This is a genomic window from Halorussus ruber (genome assembly GCF_004765785.1).
Taxonomy (GTDB): domain Archaea; phylum Halobacteriota; class Halobacteria; order Halobacteriales; family Haladaptataceae; genus Halorussus; species Halorussus ruber.
This window is the reverse complement of the sequence record NZ_ML219768.1, coordinates 255,484-275,418: the sequence shown is the minus strand read 5'-3', so window position 1 is coordinate 275,418 and position 19,935 is coordinate 255,484. Positions and strand designations below refer to the sequence as shown.

Annotated in this window: 28 protein-coding genes; 11 read left to right on the top strand and 17 right to left on the bottom strand. The window is 63.5% G+C overall.

Going from position 1 to position 19,935, the window contains the following annotated elements; all coding sequences use genetic code 11:
- Window positions 1-20 precede the first annotated feature (20 nt).
- Entirely contained in the window at window positions 21-950 is a 930-nt protein-coding gene (locus tag EPL01_RS01400; protein ID WP_135823472.1) for a DUF6544 family protein, read from the top strand.
- Window positions 951-1,486: 536 nt separating this feature from the next.
- Window positions 1,487-2,806, top strand: coding sequence for a kynureninase (gene kynU / locus EPL01_RS01395; RefSeq protein WP_135823471.1), 1,320 nt, complete (start codon window positions 1,487-1,489; stop codon window positions 2,804-2,806).
- A 9-nt stretch (window positions 2,807-2,815) separates the two neighbouring features.
- Here kynU and EPL01_RS01390 read toward each other — a convergent pair whose 3' ends face one another.
- From EPL01_RS01390 to EPL01_RS01375, 4 genes are read right to left on the bottom strand one after another with little or no spacing between them, the layout of a single operon-like run.
- Complete coding sequence (locus EPL01_RS01390; RefSeq protein ID WP_135823470.1) at window positions 2,816-3,520, bottom strand: hypothetical protein; 705 nt, start codon at window positions 3,518-3,520, stop codon at window positions 2,816-2,818.
- Window positions 3,521-3,574: 54 nt separating this feature from the next.
- Window positions 3,575-4,132 carry a magnesium transporter gene (locus EPL01_RS01385; RefSeq protein WP_135823469.1) on the bottom strand — a complete coding sequence of 186 codons (558 nt, stop codon included), beginning with the start codon at window positions 4,130-4,132 and terminating at the stop codon, window positions 3,575-3,577.
- The gene (locus EPL01_RS01380; RefSeq protein ID WP_135823468.1) at window positions 4,133-4,708 is read right to left on the bottom strand and encodes a magnesium transporter; all 576 of its coding nucleotides are present in this window, start codon (window positions 4,706-4,708) and stop codon (window positions 4,133-4,135) included. It abuts the gene before it with no gap.
- Between the two features lie 47 nt (window positions 4,709-4,755).
- Entirely contained in the window at window positions 4,756-6,153 is a 1,398-nt protein-coding gene (locus EPL01_RS01375) for a signal recognition particle protein Srp54 (RefSeq protein WP_135823467.1), read from the bottom strand.
- 651 nt (window positions 6,154-6,804) lie between these two features.
- On the opposite strand from EPL01_RS01375, the gene EPL01_RS01370 reads away from it, so the two are divergent.
- Both EPL01_RS01370 and EPL01_RS01365 read left to right on the top strand, forming a co-directional pair.
- Complete coding sequence (locus EPL01_RS01370) at window positions 6,805-7,077, top strand: hypothetical protein (RefSeq protein WP_135823466.1); 273 nt, start codon at window positions 6,805-6,807, stop codon at window positions 7,075-7,077.
- 326 nt (window positions 7,078-7,403) lie between these two features.
- A complete protein-coding gene (locus EPL01_RS01365; protein WP_135823465.1) occupies window positions 7,404-7,793 on the top strand; it encodes an OsmC family protein in 390 nt (129 codons plus the stop codon).
- Window positions 7,794-7,901: 108 nt separating this feature from the next.
- On the opposite strand, the gene ftsY is transcribed toward EPL01_RS01365, so the two are convergent.
- The 10 genes from ftsY to thpR form a co-directional block, all read right to left on the bottom strand.
- Window positions 7,902-8,990: a signal recognition particle-docking protein FtsY gene (ftsY, locus tag EPL01_RS01360; protein WP_135823464.1), complete on the bottom strand. Its 1,089-nt coding sequence runs from the start codon at window positions 8,988-8,990 to the stop codon at window positions 7,902-7,904.
- Window positions 8,991-8,996: 6 nt separating this feature from the next.
- The gene (gene pfdA, locus EPL01_RS01355) at window positions 8,997-9,458 is read right to left on the bottom strand and encodes a prefoldin subunit alpha (protein ID WP_135823634.1); all 462 of its coding nucleotides are present in this window, start codon (window positions 9,456-9,458) and stop codon (window positions 8,997-8,999) included.
- On the bottom strand, window positions 9,458-9,634 hold the full coding sequence (gene rpl18a, locus EPL01_RS01350) for a 50S ribosomal protein L18Ae (protein WP_135823463.1): 177 nt from the start codon (window positions 9,632-9,634) through the stop codon (window positions 9,458-9,460). The genes pfdA and rpl18a overlap by 1 nt, the downstream gene beginning before the upstream one ends.
- 242 nt (window positions 9,635-9,876) lie before the next feature.
- Window positions 9,877-10,308, bottom strand: coding sequence for an arsenate reductase/protein-tyrosine-phosphatase family protein (locus EPL01_RS01345; protein ID WP_135823462.1), 432 nt, complete (start codon window positions 10,306-10,308; stop codon window positions 9,877-9,879).
- Window positions 10,305-10,712: an ArsR/SmtB family transcription factor gene (locus tag EPL01_RS01340; protein WP_135823461.1), complete on the bottom strand. Its 408-nt coding sequence runs from the start codon at window positions 10,710-10,712 to the stop codon at window positions 10,305-10,307. Before EPL01_RS01340 ends, EPL01_RS01345 begins: the two co-directional genes overlap by 4 nt.
- Window positions 10,713-10,863: 151 nt before the next feature.
- Entirely contained in the window at window positions 10,864-11,508 is a 645-nt protein-coding gene (locus tag EPL01_RS01335) for a hypothetical protein (protein ID WP_135823460.1), read from the bottom strand.
- Window positions 11,509-11,816: 308 nt separating this feature from the next.
- Window positions 11,817-12,482 (bottom strand): translation initiation factor IF-6, encoded by a 666-nt coding sequence (locus EPL01_RS01330; RefSeq protein ID WP_135823459.1) that lies wholly within the window; start codon window positions 12,480-12,482, stop codon window positions 11,817-11,819.
- A gap of 4 nt (window positions 12,483-12,486) precedes the next feature.
- Complete coding sequence (locus EPL01_RS01325; RefSeq protein WP_135823458.1) at window positions 12,487-12,765, bottom strand: 50S ribosomal protein L31e; 279 nt, start codon at window positions 12,763-12,765, stop codon at window positions 12,487-12,489.
- On the bottom strand, window positions 12,765-12,917 hold the full coding sequence (locus EPL01_RS01320) for a 50S ribosomal protein L39e (protein ID WP_135823457.1): 153 nt from the start codon (window positions 12,915-12,917) through the stop codon (window positions 12,765-12,767). The genes EPL01_RS01325 and EPL01_RS01320 overlap by 1 nt, the downstream gene beginning before the upstream one ends.
- Window positions 12,918-12,991: 74 nt before the next feature.
- The gene (gene thpR / locus EPL01_RS01315; protein ID WP_135823456.1) at window positions 12,992-13,549 is read right to left on the bottom strand and encodes an RNA 2',3'-cyclic phosphodiesterase; all 558 of its coding nucleotides are present in this window, start codon (window positions 13,547-13,549) and stop codon (window positions 12,992-12,994) included.
- A 92-nt stretch (window positions 13,550-13,641) separates the two neighbouring features.
- On the opposite strand from thpR, the gene EPL01_RS01310 reads away from it, so the two are divergent.
- Window positions 13,642-14,397: a tetratricopeptide repeat protein gene (locus tag EPL01_RS01310; RefSeq protein ID WP_135823455.1), complete on the top strand. Its 756-nt coding sequence runs from the start codon at window positions 13,642-13,644 to the stop codon at window positions 14,395-14,397.
- Window positions 14,394-14,684 carry a DUF424 domain-containing protein gene (locus EPL01_RS01305; RefSeq protein ID WP_135823454.1) on the top strand — a complete coding sequence of 97 codons (291 nt, stop codon included), beginning with the start codon at window positions 14,394-14,396 and terminating at the stop codon, window positions 14,682-14,684. Before EPL01_RS01310 ends, EPL01_RS01305 begins: the two co-directional genes overlap by 4 nt.
- A gap of 117 nt (window positions 14,685-14,801) precedes the next feature.
- Here EPL01_RS01305 and EPL01_RS01300 read toward each other — a convergent pair whose 3' ends face one another.
- Window positions 14,802-15,467: a helix-turn-helix domain-containing protein gene (locus EPL01_RS01300; RefSeq protein WP_135823453.1), complete on the bottom strand. Its 666-nt coding sequence runs from the start codon at window positions 15,465-15,467 to the stop codon at window positions 14,802-14,804.
- Between the two features lie 326 nt (window positions 15,468-15,793).
- On the opposite strand from EPL01_RS01300, the gene EPL01_RS01295 reads away from it, so the two are divergent.
- Window positions 15,794-16,078 carry a hypothetical protein gene (locus EPL01_RS01295; RefSeq protein WP_135823452.1) on the top strand — a complete coding sequence of 95 codons (285 nt, stop codon included), beginning with the start codon at window positions 15,794-15,796 and terminating at the stop codon, window positions 16,076-16,078.
- A gap of 337 nt (window positions 16,079-16,415) precedes the next feature.
- Here the strand turns inward: EPL01_RS01295 and EPL01_RS21345 are convergent, their stop codons facing one another.
- Together EPL01_RS21345 and EPL01_RS01290 are read right to left on the bottom strand one after the other, a co-directional pair.
- Window positions 16,416-16,577 (bottom strand): hypothetical protein, encoded by a 162-nt coding sequence (locus EPL01_RS21345; RefSeq protein WP_168215765.1) that lies wholly within the window; start codon window positions 16,575-16,577, stop codon window positions 16,416-16,418.
- Between the two features lie 12 nt (window positions 16,578-16,589).
- On the bottom strand, window positions 16,590-16,823 hold the full coding sequence (locus tag EPL01_RS01290; RefSeq protein ID WP_135823451.1) for a hypothetical protein: 234 nt from the start codon (window positions 16,821-16,823) through the stop codon (window positions 16,590-16,592).
- 178 nt (window positions 16,824-17,001) lie between these two features.
- Between EPL01_RS01290 and EPL01_RS01285 the strand changes: the two genes are divergently transcribed.
- The 4 genes from EPL01_RS01285 to sufU all read left to right on the top strand — a co-directional run bounded on the left by EPL01_RS01285 (window position 17,002) and on the right by sufU (window position 19,926).
- Window positions 17,002-18,246 carry an aminotransferase class V-fold PLP-dependent enzyme gene (locus EPL01_RS01285; RefSeq protein ID WP_135823450.1) on the top strand — a complete coding sequence of 415 codons (1,245 nt, stop codon included), beginning with the start codon at window positions 17,002-17,004 and terminating at the stop codon, window positions 18,244-18,246.
- Between the two features lie 63 nt (window positions 18,247-18,309).
- Window positions 18,310-18,936 (top strand): HD domain-containing protein, encoded by a 627-nt coding sequence (locus EPL01_RS01280; protein ID WP_135823449.1) that lies wholly within the window; start codon window positions 18,310-18,312, stop codon window positions 18,934-18,936.
- A 57-nt stretch (window positions 18,937-18,993) separates the two neighbouring features.
- Window positions 18,994-19,440: a hypothetical protein gene (locus EPL01_RS01275; protein WP_135823448.1), complete on the top strand. Its 447-nt coding sequence runs from the start codon at window positions 18,994-18,996 to the stop codon at window positions 19,438-19,440.
- A gap of 60 nt (window positions 19,441-19,500) precedes the next feature.
- A complete protein-coding gene (gene sufU, locus EPL01_RS01270; protein WP_135823447.1) occupies window positions 19,501-19,926 on the top strand; it encodes a Fe-S cluster assembly sulfur transfer protein SufU in 426 nt (141 codons plus the stop codon).
- Window positions 19,927-19,935: the final 9 nt, after the last annotated feature.

Genomic DNA, 19,935 nt, shown 5'->3' with positions numbered 1-19,935 from the left:
ACTGACGGCGAACACAGCGTATGCGAGTCACAACCGCCCTGAAGGGACTCGGCGTCGCCGCGGTCGGTCTCGGCGCGGCCGTCGCGGTCGGGCGCAGTCGATTCGACCGGGCGAGCGCCGACCTCGCCGACGAACTCCTCGCGGAGGCCGACGCTCGGCCCGAGCGAGCCATCGCTGGCGAAGGACGCAGAGACCGAGCGGACGCGCCCGCCGACCGAATCGTCACCGACACCGACCGGACGGTCACCGACGACGACTTGACGGGCCTGCCCGACCCGGTTCGGGACTACCTCGACAACGCGATTCGGGACGGGCGGTCCTACGTTCGGTCGGCGCGACTCGAACAGCGCGGCGAGTTCCGACTCGGCGGCCCGGAATCGGCGTGGAAGCCCCTCGAAGCGACCCAGCGGGTCACGGTTCGCCCGCCGGGGTTCGTCTGGGACGCGACCATCGAGATGGCTCCGTTCCTGCCGGTCCGCGTCGTGGACGCCTACGTCGGCGGGAGCGGCGTCCTCCGGGCCGCGCTCCTCGGGGCGCTCCCGGTCGCCGACATGGTTCCGAGTCCGGACCTCGACGAGGGCGAACTCGTCCGGTACCTCGTCGAGGCGGTCTGGTTCCCGACCGCGCTCGTGCCCGGCGAGGGCGTCGAGTGGGAGGAGATAGACGACGATTCCGCGCGGGCCACGCTCGAACACGACGACACGACCGTCTCGGCAGTCTTCCACTTCACCGACAACGACGAGGTCGAGCGCGTGGTGGCCGAGCGCCCCCGCGAGACCGACGACGGCGGGTTCGAGCGGGCCACGTGGACCGGCCACCTGTGGAACTATCGGGAGCGAGGCGGCCTCCTCGTGCCGACCGAGGGCGAAGTCGAGTGGAACCTGCCGGACGGCGACCTGCCCTACTGGCGCGCGACGATTTCCGGCGTGGAGTACTGGCCCGCGGAGTAGTCGAGCGGGACAAGAGAATTGAAATTCGTTCTTTAAGAATTGTAATATGATGCTAAAAATAAGCATGGAATGCTTTCAGGCGAACGGTCGAGCGCCCGCTGCGGCGGGCGCTCGGCGAATCAACCGCTACGGATGCGCTCGGTGTATCGGCCGCCGTGGGTGGGATGAAGGGGCCGCCCGGTCGCGGTCGTCGTGAGCGAAGCGAACGACTGCTCGGCGGACGCGGTTTGTCCGCCGGTGGCCGTCAGGCCCGTGGTCGTCTCGGCGGGCGACTATTTCCGCGCCGTTGCGGTGTCTCTGCGAGCGAAGCGAGCAGCGGCCCGGAAGACGCGGTTTGTCTTCCGGTGCGTTGCGGTGAGGCGCGGAAATATCCCGGCGAGCGACCGCGAGCGGGCGGGGGCTTCAGAAAACGTTCATCACGCTAATTCCGCGGTTCGCACTCGTCGCACTTCCTCTATTCCCACAAGTACCTTCGATGGACCAAACACCGCGCCAGAGACCAAACTACTAACCCGACTCCGCCGCTCTCTCCCGGCATGAACGCTGACGAGGAGTCCGGGGACGAGTCCGCCCAGGATTTCGAACTCGGGGCGGACCACGCCGCCGAGCGCGACGAATCCGACCCGCTTTCCCACCTCGCCGACCGGTTCTACGACCCCGAGGACGAGTGGTACGTGGACGGCAACTCGCTGGGCTTGCTGTCGGAGGACGCCGAGGAGGCCCTCGACCGGGCCGTGGACGAGTGGAAGAATCTCGCCATCCGCGGGTGGACCGACGCCGACCCGCCGTGGTTCTACTACGGCGAGCAGTTGGGCGACCGCCTCGCGCCGCTGGTCGGCGCGGACGAGTCCGAAGTCGTCGTCGCCAACTCCACGACGGTCAACATCCACACGCTGGTCGGCACGTTCTACGACCGGGTCCGAGAGCGGGACGCCGAGCGGGCGAACATCGTCGTGGACGAACTCGACTTCCCGACCGACCACTACGCCGTCCGCGCCCAGTTGCGCCAGCGCGGCCTCAATCCCGACGAGGCGCTCACCGTGGTCGAGAGCCGAGACGGCCGGACCATCGAGACCGAGGACGTCATCGCGGCGATGGACGACGACACGGCGATTGTCTTCCTGCCCTCGGTCCTCTACCGGAGCGGGCAACTCCTCGACATCGAGCGAATCACCGAGGCCGCCCACGAACGGGGAATCCTCGCTGGCTTCGACCTCGCGCACTCGGTCGGCGTCGTGCCCCACGACCTCTCGGAAATCGGCGTCGATTTCGCGGTCTGGTGTAGCTACAAGTACCTCAACGCCGGGCCGGGGGCCATCGCGGGCCTCTACGTCAACGAGGACCACTTCGACGTCAGACCGGCCCTCGCTGGCTGGTGGGGCCACGACAAGGAGACCCAGTTCGAGATGAACCCGACCTACACGCCCGCAGACGACGCCGGAGCCTACCAAATCGGCACGATTCCGATTCTCTCGTCCGCGCCGCTGGCGGGGTCGCTGGAGATTTTCGAGGAGACCTCTATCGAGGCGGTCCGCGAAAAGTCCCTCGCGCTCACCGACTACCTCATGTTCCTCGTGGACGAGCGACTCGACGAGTGCGACGTCGGCACTCCTCGGAACCCCGACCGTCGCGGCGGCCACGTCGCCGTCGAGCATCCCGAGGCCTACCGAGTCAGCGAGGCCCTCAAGGAGCGCGGGGTGGTCGTGGACTTCCGACCGCCGAACGTGGTCCGAATCTGTCCCGCGCCGCTGTACACGAGCTACGAGGACGTGTGGGAAGTAATCGAGCAGTTGCGGCAAGTGGTCGAGAATCGGGAGTACGAGCAGTTCGAGACGCGCGGCGGCGGCGTGACGTAGCTCTCTCGACTACTTCGTGACCTCGAACTCGGTGGCGATTGCGTCGAAGTGCCCCGCGCCGCCCCAGTAGACGAACCGGTAGGTGCCGGGTTCGAGCGGTTCGCAGGCCCGGATTCCACGGTACTCGCTGTCTCTCGACAGCCCTGCTTGCGAGAATCGTCGCTTCCAGACGAATCCTTCGCTCGGCTCGTGGCGTATTCCGAGAGAGTTGTAGCCACGACGGTTCGTGAACAGCACCGACCGCCAGCCGTCGGCGGTCTTGCGGTGGATGCCGTACTTCTGCTTGGTTCCAGTCACCCGACTTTCGTCGCCCGTGTTCGTGAGCCTGAACGTCACGCAGTCGCCCGGCGAGAGGGTCGTCGGGTCGGCGGTCACCTCGAAGCCGCCAGCGGTCCCTTGAGAAACCTCACCAGAAGTCGCGGCGTTCACGCGCTCCCACTCGTCGCCGCAGGTCGGCGCTGGCTGGTCTTTCGGCGGGCACTCGCGGGTCGTCGTCTGGGTCTGCTCCGGCGCGTCGTCGGTCGTAGCCTCCGCCGTTTCAGTCATGTTGATTTCCCCCATCTCGGTTGCGGGAGAGGTCTCGGTCGTCCGAGTCGCCGTCACAGACGTGCGACTCGTCGCTGTTCCGGGTTCCTCCTCGGCACCGAGGCATCCGGCGACCGACAGGCCGACCGACGCGCTGGCGAGGGCTTTCAGGGCGGTTCGACGTCGCATGGCCGAGACTGCTCCTCGGTTCGGTAAACCTCTTGTGCTGACGACACGACTACCTCAGACCAACACCTGCACCACCGCGAACAGCACCACCACGCCCAGAACGTCACAGGCGTTCGTCACGACCGGAATCACCACGTCGTCGGGGTCCAACTCGAACCGATACGCCGCGTAGGTCGCCACCAGCGTCACCGCGATGGCGACCACCGCGAGCGCCGCGCCGCTGGCCAGCGCGACCCCGACGACCGTGAGCAGGGGGAGTCTGGCGTTCCCGAGCGCCAGCGAGAGGAGCCACGCGCCCGCTCCGACGACCGGGAAGATGGTGAGCGCGAGGGCGATGGTCGCCACCGCGTTGCCCGCGAGTTGGTCGTCGCCGGGGTCGAACGAGAGCGTCCCGAGGTGGAAGGCCGTCGAGAGTCGCGCGGCCAGCACGCTCCCGAGGTTCCCGGCAGTCCCGATGGTGACGGGCACGAGCGTCAACAGCGAGGGGTAGGTCAGCAGGGTCGCCTCGAACGACCCCAGCACGAGGCCGCTCCCGATTTCGACCACCGTCAGCACGAGGAGGACCGGCAGGGTCGCCCGGGTAATCGCCCGAACGCTCCACTCTGTCTGCACCTACATCCCTCCCAGCGCGAGGACGAGTCTGACCGCGAGCAGGAGAAACGAGATGCCGAACACGTCGCCGGTCGTCGTCACCAGCGGTCCGACCAGCGTGTCCGGGTTGTAGCCCCGGCGGAACCCGACGAACACGACCGAGACGACTGCGACGGTCAGCGCGATTCCCGAGAGCAGACCCGCGACGAGCGCGATGGCAAGCAGAGTTGACAGGGGCGCGACCGACGCGGCGAGGAGTTCGAGGACCAGAAACGCCACGACCGACGCGAACAGGCTCGCCAGAATTCCGTTGCCGAGCGCGGCGGCCACCGCCGCGGCCACTCGGTCGTCGAACTCGAACGCGGGTTCGACCAACCCCTGATGCAGGCCGGTCGAGAGTCGCGCGCCGAGCGACCCGTAGACGTTCCCGCGAGTCGCCAGCAGGGCGGGCACGAGGACGAGCAGGCCCGGCACGGCCCGCAACTCCGCGCGCATCCCGCCGAGGACGACCCCGGCGAACAGGCCGCCGACGACGCTGGCCGACAGCGCGGGGAGGGCCTCTCGATACGCCTGCGCGGCGACTTCGCGGACGGACATCTATCCCACTCTCACGCTGGCCGAACAAAAAAGCGGTGCGTCGGAATTCAGTCGCCGAACGGACCCAGACCGCCCATACCGCCACCGCCGCCTCCGCCGCCACCGCCCTGCATCTTCTTCATCATGCGCTCCATGTTGCCCTGTCCCATGCCCTGGAACTGCTTGAGCGTCTGGGACATCATCTTGTGCTGTTCGAGGAGTTCCTGGACGCGCTCCTCGTCTTTCCCGCTCCCGCGGGCGATGCGCTCGACCTGACTCGCGCCGATGGCGCGGGGGTTCTCGAGTTCCGCCTCGGTCATCGAGTCCATGATGACCTCGAAGCTCCGCATCCGGTCTTGGGTCACGTCCATCGCGTCGTCGGGGAGTTCGTCCATCAGTCCGCCGCCCATGCCCGGAATCATGTCCATGACCTGGTCGAGCGGCCCCATGTTGTTCATCGCCTGCATCTGGCGACGCATGTCCTTGAGGGTGAACTCGCCCTTGAGCATGTCCTCGGGGTCCCAGTCTTCCTCGTCCTCCTGGGTCTCCTGCATCGCGCGCTCGACGCGCTCGGTGAGCTGTTTGAGGTCGCCCATCCCGAGGAGTCGGGAGATGAAGCCCGACGGCTCGAATCGCTCGATGTCCTGAATCGTCTCACCGGACCCGAGGAAGGCGATGGACGAGTCGGTCTCGTTGACGGCGGTCAGCGCTCCACCACCTTTCGCGGTACCGTCGAGTTTCGTGACGATGACGCCCTCGATGCCGATAGAGTCGTCGAACTGGCGGGCTTGGTCCTTCGCGCCCTGCCCGATTGCGGCGTCGAGGACGAGCAGGTTCCGGTCGGGGTCGACCGCGCGCTCGATCTCCTCGATTTCGTCGATGAGGTCGTCTTCGAGCGCGTGGCGACCCGCGGTGTCCACGATGTGAACGTCGGCGTCGCTGGTGGCTTCGAGACCCTTGCGGGCGATTTTGACGGGGTCCTCCTCGTCGGGGTCGCCGTAGAAATCGACCTCGGCGCGCCCGGCCATCTCCTTGGCCTGGTCGTACGCGCCAGGCCGGAAGGTGTCGGTCTGGACGATTGCGGGCCGAAGCCCCTTCTTCGAGAACCACCACGCCATCTTGGCCGCGGTGGTGGTCTTCCCGGACCCCTGCAGGCCCGCGAGCAGGATGGTCTGCTCTTCGAGCGGGATGTCGGTGCTCTCGCCCACGAGGTCCACCATCTCCTCGTAGACGATGCTGAGGACGTGGTCGCGCGCCGAGGTGCCGCCCGGCGGTTCTTCTTCGAGGGCGCGCTCCTTGATGGAGTCCGAGAGGTCCATCACGAGGCTGACTTCGACGTCGGCCTGCAGGAGCGACCGCTGAATCTCTTTGACGATCTCTTCGATGTCCTCCTCGGTCACGCGGGACTGCCCGCTGAGCTTCCCGAGAGAGTCACGGAGAGAGCTTCCGAGGTCGTCGAGTACCATTGTTACCTACCGATAGGCCGCGTGGCCGTTAAAGGCTTTTTCTAGCCTGCGCCTCGTCCCGTCGGAGTTCAGATACCTCGACTTCAGAACCCGACCAAGGCGGGGACCCCTCGCCCTACTCGGGGTTATCGGGGTCGCTGTCCGCCGACACGGTCAGACCCCACGGCCTGACCTTCAGGTCAACGCTGTTCCAACGCTTCGGCACGAGCCGAAGACTGAGAAGAACGACTACAACCATCGCGGTCAAGAGTAGAATTGGCAACAACATATTGTTTCTCACGCGCGGCGTCCTAGCGCCGCGCATGGGACGGTTCCTGCCTTCACCTCTTAAATATTACAAAAGAAGACGCTGGCTAGAGCCGAACTGTCTTCATCAAAACACATAAGTAACTTACTCCGTAAGAATAGCACGTAGCCGGAGGCTGAGTCCGACTCAGCTATTGCAGTCAAGAGTAGAAACGGCAGCAGCCTAGTTGCGCGGTGTCCTAGCACCGCGCCGGTTTCTCTATCAGAACTGCTGATCAGTTCCGACTTTGAATTCGTTCTCTCGTACTCCGTTGTGAAACCGCTTGACGACGAGTTTGATTTGTGTATTCGGCCGATACGCTTATATTCTCCCGTCAGAAACCTGCTCTCGCATACCTTCAATGCATGGCACGCGATTTAAACAAGGCACGCGATAACTCGGTCGGAACGAACGGCGAACGCGCGGAGGTGGCCGGCGACTCGACCGGCGGGACGACCGGATTGGCAGGCGAACTCGCGGCCGACGCCTACAATATCGTCGCCGCGCTCGGCTTTCTCTCGGTCGCGTACTGGGTGTTGTTCCGAAATCTCCCGGTCGAACTGTTCACGCTCGGACTCGTGGCCACGGCGCTCATCGCAGTCAACGTCGTGGTCGCGGTCCGGGGTTGGGCCGGATGAGTCCAGACGGGGTTCGGGACGGTCAGGCCAGACTGGCCGGACCAGTTTGGGCCAGTCTGGACCAGCTCGAACGCCGGTACCGATAATCGAGCCGACGGTTGTATCGACAGTCTGGACGACGGTTGCAGTCTGGACGACGGTTGCTGACGCTTGCGCGGGCACGCGCGCAAAGTACTACAATACTGTCCCTGTCCGGTCGCGTGGCCCAAACGATCACAACGAGTCATATTCCGGCTTTTCCTGCCGACTCCTCCCGTGACACGTCGGCGCACGACGCGACACGATGAACAGAGTTATGGGTAGTATAGTGCGAAGTACGAACAACTATGTCCGACATCGAAGTCGAGACGACTGCCGAGGAGGGGTACAAAGCCGAATCCACCGTGGGCGACCACGAGGTCACGGTCGACGCGGGCGGTGCGGACGCTCCCTCGCCCGTCGAGATGCTCGTCACGTCCTACACGTCGTGTTTCCTCGCCGCCTTCCGGATGGCGGCCAAGCGCAACGGCGTCCGCGAGGTTGGGCGCATCGACGTGGACGCCGTCGCCGAGCAGAGCGACGACGGCCTCGAAGGCATCTCGTTCACGCTCTCGGTCGAGGCGGAGCTGGACGACCCGCAGGAGGTCCTCGACGCGGCCGAGGACTACTGCCACGTCAACAACTCGCTGGAACCGTCGCTGCGCGCGGACGTGACGCTGGAAGACGGCGCGTTCTGAGACGGCGCGCTCCGAGATAGCGCGTTCTGAGACGGCGCGCTCCGAGATAGCGCGTTCTGAGACGACGCGCTCTGAGACCGCGCGTTCTAATAAAAAACGGTTGTCGGGCTACTCCTCGTCGCCGAGGAGGCGCTCGACCAGGTTTTCGGGGTCGAACTTCTCGATGTGGTCGTAGCCCTGTCCGACGCCGAGGAAGAGAATCGGCTTGCCGGTGACGTGGGCGATGGAGATGGCCGCGCCGCCCTGCGAGTCGGCGTCTGCCTTCGTCAGGATGGCACCGTCGATTTCTGCGGCCTCGTTGAACTGCTTGGCGCGCTGGACCGCGTCCTGTCCGGCCACGGCCTCGTCCACGAAGAGGGTCATGTCGGGGCCGACGACGCGGTTGATCTTCTCCAACTGGTCCATCAGGCCCTCGTCGGTGTGTAGCCGACCGGCGGTGTCGCCCAGTACCACGTCGATGTCGTGGGAGTCGGCGTACTCCACGGCGTCGTAGATGACTGCCGCGGGGTCGCCGCCCTGCTCGTGGGCGATGAGCTTCTTGTCGAGGTTGTCGGCGTGTTCTCGAATCTGCTCGTTGGCTCCCGCGCGGTAGGTGTCGCCGTTGGCCAGCACCGTCGAGAGGCCGCGGTCCTCGAAGTACTTGGCCAACTTGGCGATGGTGGTCGTCTTGCCGACGCCGTTGACGCCCGTGAAGATGATGGTGACGGGCTTGTCGGCCTCGGCGATTCGCTGGTCGAAGTCGAACTGGCCGACCGAGATGACCTTCAGCAGCGAGTCGGCGAGTGCCTCCTCGACCACGTCGGCGGTCTCGCTGTTGAACGACCGGGTCGCACCCACGAGGTCCTCGCGGATGTTCTCCAGAATCTCGTTGGCGACGTTCATCTCCACGTCGCTCTCCAACAGCGCCATCTCCAACTCCCAGAGCGGGTCCTCGACGTCCTGTTCCTCGATGACGATTTCGCCCTTGGCGAACGACTTGGCCTTCTGCGCGAACCCGCGGCTGGACGAGGAGTCTTCCTCCTCGGATTCGTCGTCCGCGCTCGCGTCCGACTGCTCGGCGGTCTCCGCCGGTTGCGCCCCGGCGTCGGCCTCGGCTTCGGCTTCCGCCTCTGCCTCGGCCTCTTCGGCCTTCTCCTCGGTCGTCTCCTCGACGTCCTTGCGGAAACTCCCGAGTTTGTCCTTCAGGCTATCGAACATCGCCGATTACTCGTCCTCGTCTTCTTCCTGCTGGCCCTGCATCTGCTGCATCTGCTGTTGCATCTGCTGCTGCTGGAGTTGCTGGGCCTTCTGCTCCAACTGCTGGCTCTCTTCTTCGACGTCGCTGACCTCGTCTTCGAGTTCCGAGATGCGCTCGTCGAGGGTGTCCTGCTTGTTTTCGAGGGTCTCGACCGCGTTCTCCTCGTCGCGCTCCGCGGCGTAGCCGCCGCCGAGTTCCACGACGATTTCGTCGAGGTCCTGGACCTCTGCGCGGACGTGTGCGCCGCCGCCGAGGGGAACCTGCACGGTCGAACCGGTTTCGAGCGCGCCGATGGTCTCGATGGCCTCGTCGATGTCGCTCTTCTCGTCGCGGAGCTCCTCGATTTCGTCTTCGAGGGCTTCCTGCTGTTCTTCGAGTTCCTGCAGCTGCTGGGACAGTTCCTGAAGCTCAGGATTTCCGCCGCCCATCATTGTCCTTCGACCTCTTCGACTTCGATCTGCGTGCGCTTGACGCCGTGGTAACTGCCGAAGTTGGTGTAGGTCCGCTCCTCGGCTACCGTCTCGTTGTCTGCGTCGATGCTCGTCTCGAACTCCTGCCAGCCGTCTCGGGCTTGGAACTTGCCGCGAACAGTAAACTCACTCATGGGGGAATCTGGGACGCGCGAAGGGAAGAATCTTCCTACTCGGGGACGGAGAAATCCAACCCAGTCGCGGGGTCGGTCCCCGGCGGTGATGGAGTCTGGTCGGGCGGTGGTGGGGCTGGTTGAGCGGTGGTTCCGGAAGACGGTGGTGGCAATTCTGCGGCGACCGTCGGGCGTGGCTCTCGCCGCAAAGAAACAATTATCGTTTCTAAACATTGAAAATTAATTTTTAAAGAATTGATTTGTTAGCTCTGGCGCTCGCGCTCCAGTTCCTCGAACAACTCGCCCACGCGCGTCTCGATTTCGTCTCGAATCTCGCGCACCGCGTCGAGGTCCCGCCCGTCGGGGTCGTCCAGTCCCCAGTCGCGGTTCTCGCCCGACCACGTCGCCGGACAGACGTCTTTGGCCGAACACCCCATCGTGATGACGTAGTCGCAGTCCTGCAGTTCTTGGGGCGTGACCTCGCGGGGCGTCCGCCCGGAGAGGTCGAAGTCGCGCTCGGCCATGACCTCGACCACCTCCTCGTGGACGTGGTCGGCGGGGTCGGTGCCGCCGGTGAGGACTTCGAGCCACTCCAGACCTCGCTCGCGGGCCTCGCGCTCCGCGAAGGCGGTCGCCATCTGACTTCGGCCTGCGTTCTGGACGCAGACGAAACCGACTCGTGCGCCGTCACTCATCGTCCTTCCTCCTGACTATCTTCCGCCGCCAGCGCCCCGAGGAGTCGCTCGGCCCGGTCGGTCGTCCGGTAGTAGCGCCACTTGCCCTCCTTTCGGCGGGCGACCAGTCCCGCGTCGGTCAGCTCCGAGAGCGCGTGGCTAATCGCGCTGTCGCTCACGTCCACGAGCGGCGAGAGCTCGCAGACGCAGCGGTCCTCCTCGGCCGCCGCGAGCAGTTGGACGATGCGATACCGGGTGTCGTTGGCGAGCGCGGACAGCACTCGGACGCGCTCGGCGACTTTGCTCTCCGCCGTCGCGGCGTCGAGTTCGTGCAGGTCGTCGAGTCGGGCTTCCACGTCGTCCTCGCAGCACTCCCCGAGTTCGTCGGCGAGGAGTCGCCGGAGGTGGTCGTCGGCTTGAGCCATCAGAAGAACGTTTGCACAGGTGTTCAGATAAACATTCGGTCTCAATTCATCGTCGCAGAATCTATCCCGACACGACGATTTCCGACGAGGAGCTAATCAAACGCCAAAAAAGACACGGAGAACACGCAGTGATTGTCTTCCGTAGAAACAGCTACTCGAACCACTCTTCGACCTCGCCGTAGAATCCTTGCAACGGACCAGTATGAAATTGCTCAATAAAGCACAATGGATACTTCTGCTCGTTATCGTTTGTGTATCTTAGAAATCGCTCGGGATCGTGGAGACCACTGTTCTGAACGAACGTCTCACTGTCGAACTCGACGTGGTATCCTGCGAAGGTGCCCAGTTCACCCACTTTTTCGAACGAGAGACAGGAAAAACCGCCGTGCTGAAAATCAGTTCGGAGCCCTCTCAGGAAACTCAACTTCCGACCGTAGAACGAACTTCGGGTTCCACCACTGGCGGGAGTGAACGAACCGCTCGTAAGCTCTACGCCCTGCTCTGTGTTCTGATTGAAAATCACCCGAATCGTCTCGTTGAACGAGTAGAGCGACGAGAGATAGTTATGGAGCAGACGTAGCACCTCGAACCCTGCGTCTTCCCGTGAGTCCTCCGGACAGATATACACGGGGTTGGTTTCGAGTTCACCGTCGATGTACTGCTCGATTTCGTAGTAATTCTGGTCGAGTACGCGCTTCGCGGCAGTAAGTCGCGTCGTTGCCGACCGAGAAAGCGAACTCGATGGGACGACGTCTGCTCCGTAGAGTGTTTGTATTTCGTACTCGTACGAACTCATTCTATCTGGGCCAACTCAGAATCAGCGTCAAATATCTCTACTCGTCGTTGAACTTCACTGCACGCAGTGCTTCCTTGGCAGTATCGACGTCCCCGCCAGCCGCTGTTGCAACATCCTCGGCAGTCGGGATGTCTTTCGACTGTTTCATCTACACGAGACTATCGTGTCCGTTGCCATAATTCTTGTTGTGGCAATCCAACTGCCAGAAAAGCAAGACCGTTCTCGTGACCGGCAATTCTCTCACGGGTTACGCTACGGAAAGTCTGGACCGGTGGGAGTGACCTCCGTAGACACACCGACCGAGAACGCTACTCGATGTAGCCGAGCGCCTGGTCGATACGTCCCAACTCGGGGCCGGTCGTCTCCTGTCCGACGACGTAGCCGTTCTCGTTGGCGAGCAGTCCCGACCCGACCAGCGGCGCACCGTAGTTGATGGTGCCGATGTCGGCGGGCACGTCGAGTACGTCTTCGAGTCGGTCGAGTTGCGCGTCGGTGGTCTTGGGGTGACAGAGGACGCCCTCGTTGGTGGCGACGGCGGCGGTGCCGACGGTCCGCACGTCGGCGAGTTCGCCGCGCTCGACGTCTACCCCGAGCCCGTCGCTGACCGCCTGAACCGCCTCGCGCGGGAGGTCCGGGTGGACGTAGGCCCCGCTGTCGTTGGCGAGGACGACGTTCCCCGCGGCGTTGATTTTGCCGGGGAGTTCCGTGACCTCGGCGTCCACGGCGTCCTCGATGCGGTCGCGCTCGCGGTCGGTGACCCGACTGCTGACCAGCAGGCCGTTCTCGTTGCCGACGGCGAGCGCGCCGACGGTCGAGGAGCCACCGATGTTGGTCCGGACTACCTCGACGCCGAGTTCGTCGCTCACGTCGGCGACGACGTCGTCTTCGAGGTCCGGGCGGGCCAGCAGATACTCGTCAGTCGCGCGAGCGAAGACACCGACGTACGACGACCCGAAAAAGGCGGCGCGGAGCAAAGCTCTACTCTGCGTGTTCCGCTTCGACGATGGTCTCGCCCTCTTCCTCGAATCGGGCGGCGCGAACGCGAAGCTTGCTCGGGGGCTTCTTGCGACCGCGCGACCAGACGGCCTCGTTGATGGAGGGGTCCAGACGGACCTCGTCCTCCTCGACCTTGAGGTGCTGGGCGAGGTGTTCGCGGACGATGGTCATCGCCTTGTCGGCGCGCTTGTGCTTCGCTTCTGCCTTGGCGTCGCGGAGCGGTACGGTGATGACGCGCTCCTCGAAGTCACTCGCGCTCATTATTCGTCGGTGTCCTGTCGCCGCCAGTTACGGCGCTTGGGGTTCTGCATCGTCTCGCGGTTCGTCTTCATGATGACCCACGCCGGAACGCGGCTGTTCTGGCGGTCGAGCTTGGACAGGCGCTTTTTCTTCGCCTTCGACTTCTTACTCATGCTACCACGTACTTCCCTACCGTGGCTTAAAATCGTGTTGCTTTGCGTGCGGCCCGCGGGACAGTCGCTTCGACTCACTCCAGCGCGAACGACTCGACCGTCGAGTACTCCGGCCCCTCGTCGGTTAGTTCGCTCTCTGTCAGGCGAATCTCCGTGACCTCGGTCGTGCCGACGGTCGGCGATAGCTCCTCGACGTTCTCTTGGACCAACTCCTTGCCGCCAGCGTGTTCCATCCGGGCGAGGGTGACGTGGGGCGTGAAGTCGTGGTCCTCCGGGTCGAACCCGAGTTTCGTCACCTCGCTCTCGATGGCCTCGTGGAGGGTCGTCATCTCCTCGCCGCCGTTCCCGACGCCGAGCCAGAGAACCTGAATGTAGCCGATGTCGGGGAAGACGCCGAGTCCCTCGTAAGTCGCCTCGAAGGGTTCGACCTCGGCCGAATCGACCGCGCGCCGGACTGCGTTTTTCACCCGCGGGAGTTCTCCCCGGCTCACGTCGCCGAGGAACTTGAGCGTGACGTGGGCCTGCCCGGGGTCGGTGAAGCTCAGCCCCGAGGCGTCGGCGAACTCGTCTTGGACCGCCTCGACCGCGTCGGCGAACTCGTCGGGCAGGTCGATACTGACGAAGAGTCTCATCGCTCTGGGTTTTCGTCGGACGCGGGCTTGAAGGTGGGTGGTAAATTTCGATAGCGTAGTTCTTAACCCCGCCGAACGCCAACCCCCGAGACATGACCGACCCAGAGGACCACGACTTCTCCGAGGGCGACGGATTCGACGACCCTTACGAGGAGTTCGACCTCGACCCGCCCGAACTCGACGTCGACCCCGACAAGGTGGACCCGGTGGACTCGCGCGTCGTCGCGGACCTGCTGGACGACCAGAACGTGCCGACCGACGAGGTGGACGTCGAGGAACTCATCGACGTCGGCCTGAACTACATGAACATCAATCGGTTCGAGCAGGCTGCCGACACCTTCGAGCGCGCCGCCCAGTTCGCGCCCGACGACAGCAAACTCGAACAGGAGGCGTGGACCAACAAGGGCGCGGCCCACGCCGAACTCGAAGAGTGGGACGCCGCCATCGGTGACTACCGAGAGGCCCTCCGCATCGACGAGGACAGCGAACACGCCGCCACCGCCGAGACGAATCTGGCCTACGCGCTCTGGGAGTCGGGCCGGAGCGAGCAGGCGCTCGAACACGCCGAGAAGGCGGTCGAAATCGACGAGCGCTTCGCCGAAGCGTGGTTCAACCGCGGGTTCTTCCTGCTGGAACGCGGCCTCGCCGAGGACGCGCTCAACAGCATCGAGAACGCCATCCGCCTCGGCCTCCGGAACTCGCAGGTGCTGGACGAGAAGGCCCGGGCGCTCGAAGAACTCGGCCAGTACGACGAGGCCGAGGAAATCGCCGAGGAAGCGGAAGAGATGCGCGAGCAGGCCGAGCAGGAACTCATCGAGGAACGGCAGGAACAGCAAGAACAACGATGATTCTCAAGGAGCGCGAGACTGACGAGGGACTCCTCGTGGCGGTCTGCGACGACGACGTGCTGGGCGAGACCTTCGAGGACGACGGCGTCTCGCTGACCGTTACCGAGGAGTTCTACGGCGGCGACGAGGCCGACGAGCAGGCCGTCGTGGACAGCCTCGCTCGCGCCTCGGTCGCCAACATCGTCGGGACCGAGGCGGTCGAGTTGGCGATTCGGGAGGGGTTCGTGGACGAGGCCAACGTTCTGGACGTCGAGACGACTCGTCACGCCCAGTTCTTGCGGATGTAGCGACGCGGCGAGCATTCACGTCTCTCACAGGTTTCACAGAGTGTGTCGCTACCGCTCTCGACCGTCTTCCGAGACGCCGATTAGGAAAAAGTAGTCAAAGAAAGAGCTACGAGTACTTCAAACCGGATTTGACCCATCTCGGTTGGTTTTTCCGTTGTCATTGCTGTCACCATCGTCGGTGTCGTAGGTGGTTCCGTCCTGCCCTTCAGTAATTTCAGCAGGGTTCACGACCGCCCCTTCATCTCCTTGCAGCGGGTGGTCGTATTCGACGTCGATGGTCGGCCGAGGGGCGTTTTCCAGTTCGACAAGCTCTTGGGTCTTCTCCGTTCGAGCGAGTTCCGCTCGAAGCTCCTCCTGCCGCGGAAGAAGCAGTTCGTGACGGTCGAGTAGTTCGTAGCCAGCGTCAGAAAGCGTGTAGAACGTACTCGGTCGGTCGCGCTTTTGTTCCCCCTGCGGAAGTGTCACCCGTAGCAGTATTCCCCCCTCGACGAGCTTTTTCAAATGGCCAGAAAGCGTTCCTTTGCTCCGACTGGGGTTGTAATCGTCGAACTCCTGCAACGAGGGGGACATCCACGGATGTGCCAAAATATCCTGTATGAGGTTCAGTCTCGTCTCCTGAACTATTAGACGTATTTTCTCTTCGTCTTCGTCGCTGAAACGCTCGTTCAACGATTCGGGACTGTGCTTACCACCATCAGTCACGACAGCTCTGCCCGTGTCAAGTCTGTCACCGTCAGAATCAGAATCAACAAAACAATCTCCGAAATCGGAACCCCAATTCACGATACCCCTCAAACAATCCAAGAGCGCTCTCGAACCCGAGCAAAGGCGAAGATACTGTAGGGCAAATCGCCTCCGTTGGTTCACGAGTATTCGAAAAATCAAGTCTCGGCCAAGTGTAGTTGATTGTTTGGGCGAGGCCTTCTTCTGCTGGTCTAGTGGCATGGCCATCTAGACTTACATGCTCTAGCAAAATAAAGATTTGGTCAAGAACGAATCGGTTGGTCCCAACCGAATTGGTCGGAACATTTTAGTTGGTAGCTAAGGTATGGATATTCAGGTGCCCCAACGTGAATTCGGGAAACTCCCCTGACGGCACACGAGACGATGTGCACCGCGACGAGGAGGGCACCGTATCTCTCTCGGAACGAGAGAATCGAAAGAGCGAGCGTAGTGTGGTGATAATCGAGCGTCTGGACGCAGACCAAGTCGAGTTCAGCTCCGGGTCGGACGGCTTGTTTACAAAGGCCAACCGGCTTCTCGACGAACGCGGGAACGAAATCCGGGAGCTAATCCGGTCGCTCATCGTTCTCGCTGGCTTGATTATCGTCGCACTGCTCCTCTGGCGAGCTGGGATGATACTACGGATAGGGCATTTTATTCCGAGTCCGTAGGACCAGGTACTACGCTACCACCCCTCGTCGTTGAACTACTCCCCACGGACTCGAAAGGGTCCGTTCCTTCGCCCCGTTCTTTCGACGTTCGGTCGACAGATTCAGAGATGTATCTCCGAGACGACTTGCCACGCCCCGTTCCTGCGGACGTAGGTACGCTCCTGTCGTTCTCGCTCTCCGGCCACTTTTCGCGCTTCCACGACCGGTAGACCTCTCCGTCTCGCTTGTCCGCGCCGGATTGGGTGGTCTGCGCCGCATTCGCCGCAAGCGTCGTCGCTGTCTCGGTTCGAGACGTATCCCTACTTGCTGGAGTTGTATTCATGTTTCCTAAAATCTTCTAAATATTGCTAAAAGCTATATATTTAATTCTCCCTGCCTCCTCGTCGCTGTCTCGGTCGGCGTCGTCCTCATCATCCTCGTCGTATTCGTCGCCGCTGTCTTCGTCGTCGCTATCCTCGTCGTCGGCAGTCCAGAACAAGAGCGGAATCCCGAGTGCCACCGGTATCGAGAGTCAGTCGTCCGCGGCGTTGGCGTCGGCATCGGTGTCTGCTCCTTCATCTCCACTCCCTTCGCCGAGCGCCGGGAGGTTGACCACCATCAGCGACAGGACGGAGATTCCGGCCAGTCCCGCGCCCACCGAGGCCAGTCCGGTGTCGAACGCGATGGCCGCGACAGCGTGAAATGCGCCGACGAACGCCAGACCCAGCAGGAGCAGGCTGGCACCGAGCCGTCGTTTCGAGACCATACGATGGCATAGGGTCGCAGGGTCTTAATCCCGTCCCTGTCGGTCTCCGGTGTCGGTCTCGTCCGGTTTCGGTGTCGGGCTTCTCGAGGAACGTCTGGGGCCGTGCGAAACCGATTTCGGTTACAGGACGCCCGCGGGACCGAAGGAATGTTCTTTCTCGAAACCCTACCTGTGACCAATGGGACTGCAAAAATCGGACGCGCTCAGTCCGGAGCGCATACGGGAGGACTTCCCCATCCTACAGCGGGAGTTCGACGGGGAGCAGGTCGTCTACCTCGACAACGGCGCGACGAGTCAGACGCCGAATCAGGTCATCGACGCCATCGCTGACTACTACCGCAACTACAACGCCAACGTCCACCGGGGCATCCACCAGTTGAGCCAAGAGGCCTCCGAGGCCTACGAGGAGGCCCACGACACGGTGGCCGAGTTCGTCGGTGCCGAGGGCCGCGAGGAGATGGTCTTCACCAAGAACACAACCGAGGCCGAGAACCTCGTGGCCTACGCGTGGGGCCTGAACGAACTCGGGCCGGGCGACGAAATCGTCCTGACTGAGATGGAACACCACGCCTCGCTGGTCACGTGGCAGCAAATCGGCGAGCGGACCGGTGCCGACGTGAAGTACATCCCCGTGACCGACGAGGGCTACCTCGACATGGACGCCGCCGCCGAGCTGATCACCGACGACACCGAGATGGTCAGCGTCCTCCACGTCTCGAACACGCTCGGGACCGTCAACCCCGTCGCGGAACTGGCCGACATCGCCCACGACCACGACTCGTACATCTTCGTGGACGGCGCGCAGGCCGTGCCCAACCGCCCGGTGGACGTCAAGGACATCGACGCCGACTTCTACGCCTTCTCGGCCCACAAGATGCTCGGCCCGACCGGCATCGGCGGCCTCTACGGCAAGGCCGACCTGCTGGCGGAGTTGGAACCCTTCCAGTACGGCGGCGGCATGATTCGGAAGGTCTCGTTCGACGAGACCACCTGGCACGACGTGCCCTGGAAGTTCGAAGCCGGGACGCCGCTCATCGCGCAGGGCGTCGGCTTCGCCGAGGCGGTCGAGTACCTCGAAGACCTCGGGATGGACAAGATTCGTCGCCACGAGGAGGCCCTCGCTGAGTACGCCTTAGACCGGATGGCCGAGTTCGACGACATCGAGGTCTACGGCCCGACCGACCCGACCGACCGGAGCGGACTGGTCTCGTTCAACCTCGACAACGTCCACGCTCACGACCTGACCTCTATCCTGAACGACTCTGCGGTCGCCATCCGGGCGGGCGACCACTGCACGCAACCCCTCCACGACAAACTCGGCGTGGCGGCGTCGGCGCGAGCGTCGTTCTACGTCTACAACACGCCCGAGGAAATCGACAAGCTAATCGAAGCCGTGGACGACGCCCGGCAGTTGTTCGCGTAAGCCCGTCTCCGCTTTTCCGTAGCTTCCGTTACTCTTTTGACTCGTTGCTCTGTCGATTCGGCCATGATTGACGAGGTCCGCGAGCGCGCCAGAACCTACTTCGAGGGCGTGTCGCCCGCTCACGACTGGCACCACGTCCGGCGAGTCGCCAGACTCGCCGAGACGCTCGCCGCAGAGTACGACGTAGACGAGCGAGTGCTGTTCGCGGGGGTCTGGCTCCACGACATCGGCCGAGCGAGGGAGGACCGCGGTGAAATCGAGGACCACGCCGAGTGGGGCGCGGTCGAGGCTGGCGAGATTCTCCGAGACCTCGACGCCGACTCCGACACCGTCGCGGCGGTCCAGCACTGCATCCGAGCGCACCGCTACTCGAACGACGTGGAACCCGAGAGCCGCGAGGCCGAACTCCTCTGCGACGCCGACAACCTCGACGCGCTCGGCGCGGTCGGCGTCGCCCGGTGTTTCTGCTACGGCGGGGAGCTGGGCAGTCCGATGCACGACCCCGACCTGCCGCCCGAGGAGGACGACTCGACGGCGGGCCGGACGCAGTTCAACCACCTCCACAAGAAGCTCCTCGCGCTCCCCGACCGGATGTACACCGATGCCGGGCGGGAAATCGCGGCCGAGCGAGGCGATTACGTCGCCGCGTTCGCCGAGCGATTCGAGCGCGAGGCCCGCGGCGAGGTGTGAACTCCTCGTTAGATTCGAACCGGCCGCTTTTTGGCGGTTCCGTCACACCCTCCGGACATGGTAGACTGGACGATTGCGGCCGTGATGGCGATTCACGTACTGATGGCCGTCCTCTGGACCGGCGGCTACCTCGTGACGGGGATGCTGGTCCTCCCGGCGGCGAAGCGAAACGGCTCGCCCGAGTTCGCGCTGGACGTGCTGGACTCGCTGAAGTGGTTCGCGTTCGGCGGCATCGTGGTGATGGGTGCCTCCGGCGGGGCGGCGCTGTGGTTCCTCTACAACAACGAACTGCCCGAGGGGGTTCGTGGCACCGCGCTCATCGCCATGATGACCCTCTACGGCGTCTTCGCGCTGACGAGCATCTGGTCGTGGTACGAGACCAAGACCGCCCGCGAGGAGGGTGCCCGCGAACTCCCGACGCGTCTCAAGATGTCCTTCCGGACGAACTCGCTGGTCGCCACGCTGCTGGTCATCGACGCCGCGCTCATCGGCTACGTGGTCTGAAACCGGCAAATTGCGTCTGCGCAACGCTTTTACGCGACACTACCCTACCTGTTTCCAACAATGGGCATGGGCTCGGACATGTACCGCCAGCAGATTCTCGACCACTACAAGAACCCCCGCAACTACGGGGAACTGGAGGAGGCCACCTTCTCCCACGCTGGCGAGAACCCGATGTGCGGCGACGAAATCACGATAGACGTACAGCTAGACGAAGACGAGGAGGTCATCGAGCGCGTCGCCTTCCGCGGCGACGGTTGTGCCATCAGCCAGGCCAGCGCGAGCATGCTGAGCAAGGAACTGACGGGCATGACCGTCGAGGAGATGCAGGAGTTGGACCGCGACGACGTCATCGACCTCCTCGGCGTGGACATCAGCCCGATGCGGGTCAAGTGCGCCGTCCTCGCCGAGAAAGTCGTGCAGGACGGCGCGGAGATTTACGAGGGCGAGAAGGAGTTGGAGAAGACGACGACCGAAGAAGACGACTAGGTTCGTCGG

Excerpts from the sequence above, each read along its gene's own strand:
- EPL01_RS01400 (WP_135823472.1), top strand. The coding sequence starts at position 21 with ATGCGAGTCACAACCGCCCTGAAGGGACTCGGCGTCGCCGCGGTCGGT.
- kynU (WP_135823471.1), top strand. The coding sequence starts at position 1,487 with ATGAACGCTGACGAGGAGTCCGGGGACGAGTCCGCCCAGGATTTCGAA.
- EPL01_RS01390 (WP_135823470.1), bottom strand. The coding sequence starts at position 3,520 with ATGCGACGTCGAACCGCCCTGAAAGCCCTCGCCAGCGCGTCGGTCGGC.
- EPL01_RS01380 (WP_135823468.1), bottom strand. The coding sequence starts at position 4,708 with ATGTCCGTCCGCGAAGTCGCCGCGCAGGCGTATCGAGAGGCCCTCCCC.
- EPL01_RS01375 (WP_135823467.1), bottom strand. The coding sequence starts at position 6,153 with ATGGTACTCGACGACCTCGGAAGCTCTCTCCGTGACTCTCTCGGGAAG.
- EPL01_RS01370 (WP_135823466.1), top strand. The coding sequence starts at position 6,805 with ATGGCACGCGATTTAAACAAGGCACGCGATAACTCGGTCGGAACGAAC.
- EPL01_RS01365 (WP_135823465.1), top strand. The coding sequence starts at position 7,404 with ATGTCCGACATCGAAGTCGAGACGACTGCCGAGGAGGGGTACAAAGCC.
- ftsY (WP_135823464.1), bottom strand. The coding sequence starts at position 8,990 with ATGTTCGATAGCCTGAAGGACAAACTCGGGAGTTTCCGCAAGGACGTC.
- pfdA (WP_135823634.1), bottom strand. The coding sequence starts at position 9,458 with ATGGGCGGCGGAAATCCTGAGCTTCAGGAACTGTCCCAGCAGCTGCAG.
- rpl18a (WP_135823463.1), bottom strand. The coding sequence starts at position 9,634 with ATGAGTGAGTTTACTGTTCGCGGCAAGTTCCAAGCCCGAGACGGCTGG.
- EPL01_RS01345 (WP_135823462.1), bottom strand. The coding sequence starts at position 10,308 with ATGAGTGACGGCGCACGAGTCGGTTTCGTCTGCGTCCAGAACGCAGGC.
- EPL01_RS01340 (WP_135823461.1), bottom strand. The coding sequence starts at position 10,712 with ATGGCTCAAGCCGACGACCACCTCCGGCGACTCCTCGCCGACGAACTC.
- EPL01_RS01335 (WP_135823460.1), bottom strand. The coding sequence starts at position 11,508 with ATGAGTTCGTACGAGTACGAAATACAAACACTCTACGGAGCAGACGTC.
- EPL01_RS01325 (WP_135823458.1), bottom strand. The coding sequence starts at position 12,765 with ATGAGCGCGAGTGACTTCGAGGAGCGCGTCATCACCGTACCGCTCCGC.
- EPL01_RS01320 (WP_135823457.1), bottom strand. The coding sequence starts at position 12,917 with ATGAGTAAGAAGTCGAAGGCGAAGAAAAAGCGCCTGTCCAAGCTCGAC.
- thpR (WP_135823456.1), bottom strand. The coding sequence starts at position 13,549 with ATGAGACTCTTCGTCAGTATCGACCTGCCCGACGAGTTCGCCGACGCG.
- EPL01_RS01310 (WP_135823455.1), top strand. The coding sequence starts at position 13,642 with ATGACCGACCCAGAGGACCACGACTTCTCCGAGGGCGACGGATTCGAC.
- EPL01_RS01305 (WP_135823454.1), top strand. The coding sequence starts at position 14,394 with ATGATTCTCAAGGAGCGCGAGACTGACGAGGGACTCCTCGTGGCGGTC.
- EPL01_RS01290 (WP_135823451.1), bottom strand. The coding sequence starts at position 16,823 with ATGGTCTCGAAACGACGGCTCGGTGCCAGCCTGCTCCTGCTGGGTCTG.
- EPL01_RS01285 (WP_135823450.1), top strand. The coding sequence starts at position 17,002 with ATGGGACTGCAAAAATCGGACGCGCTCAGTCCGGAGCGCATACGGGAG.
- EPL01_RS01280 (WP_135823449.1), top strand. The coding sequence starts at position 18,310 with ATGATTGACGAGGTCCGCGAGCGCGCCAGAACCTACTTCGAGGGCGTG.
- EPL01_RS01275 (WP_135823448.1), top strand. The coding sequence starts at position 18,994 with ATGGTAGACTGGACGATTGCGGCCGTGATGGCGATTCACGTACTGATG.
- sufU (WP_135823447.1), top strand. The coding sequence starts at position 19,501 with ATGGGCATGGGCTCGGACATGTACCGCCAGCAGATTCTCGACCACTAC.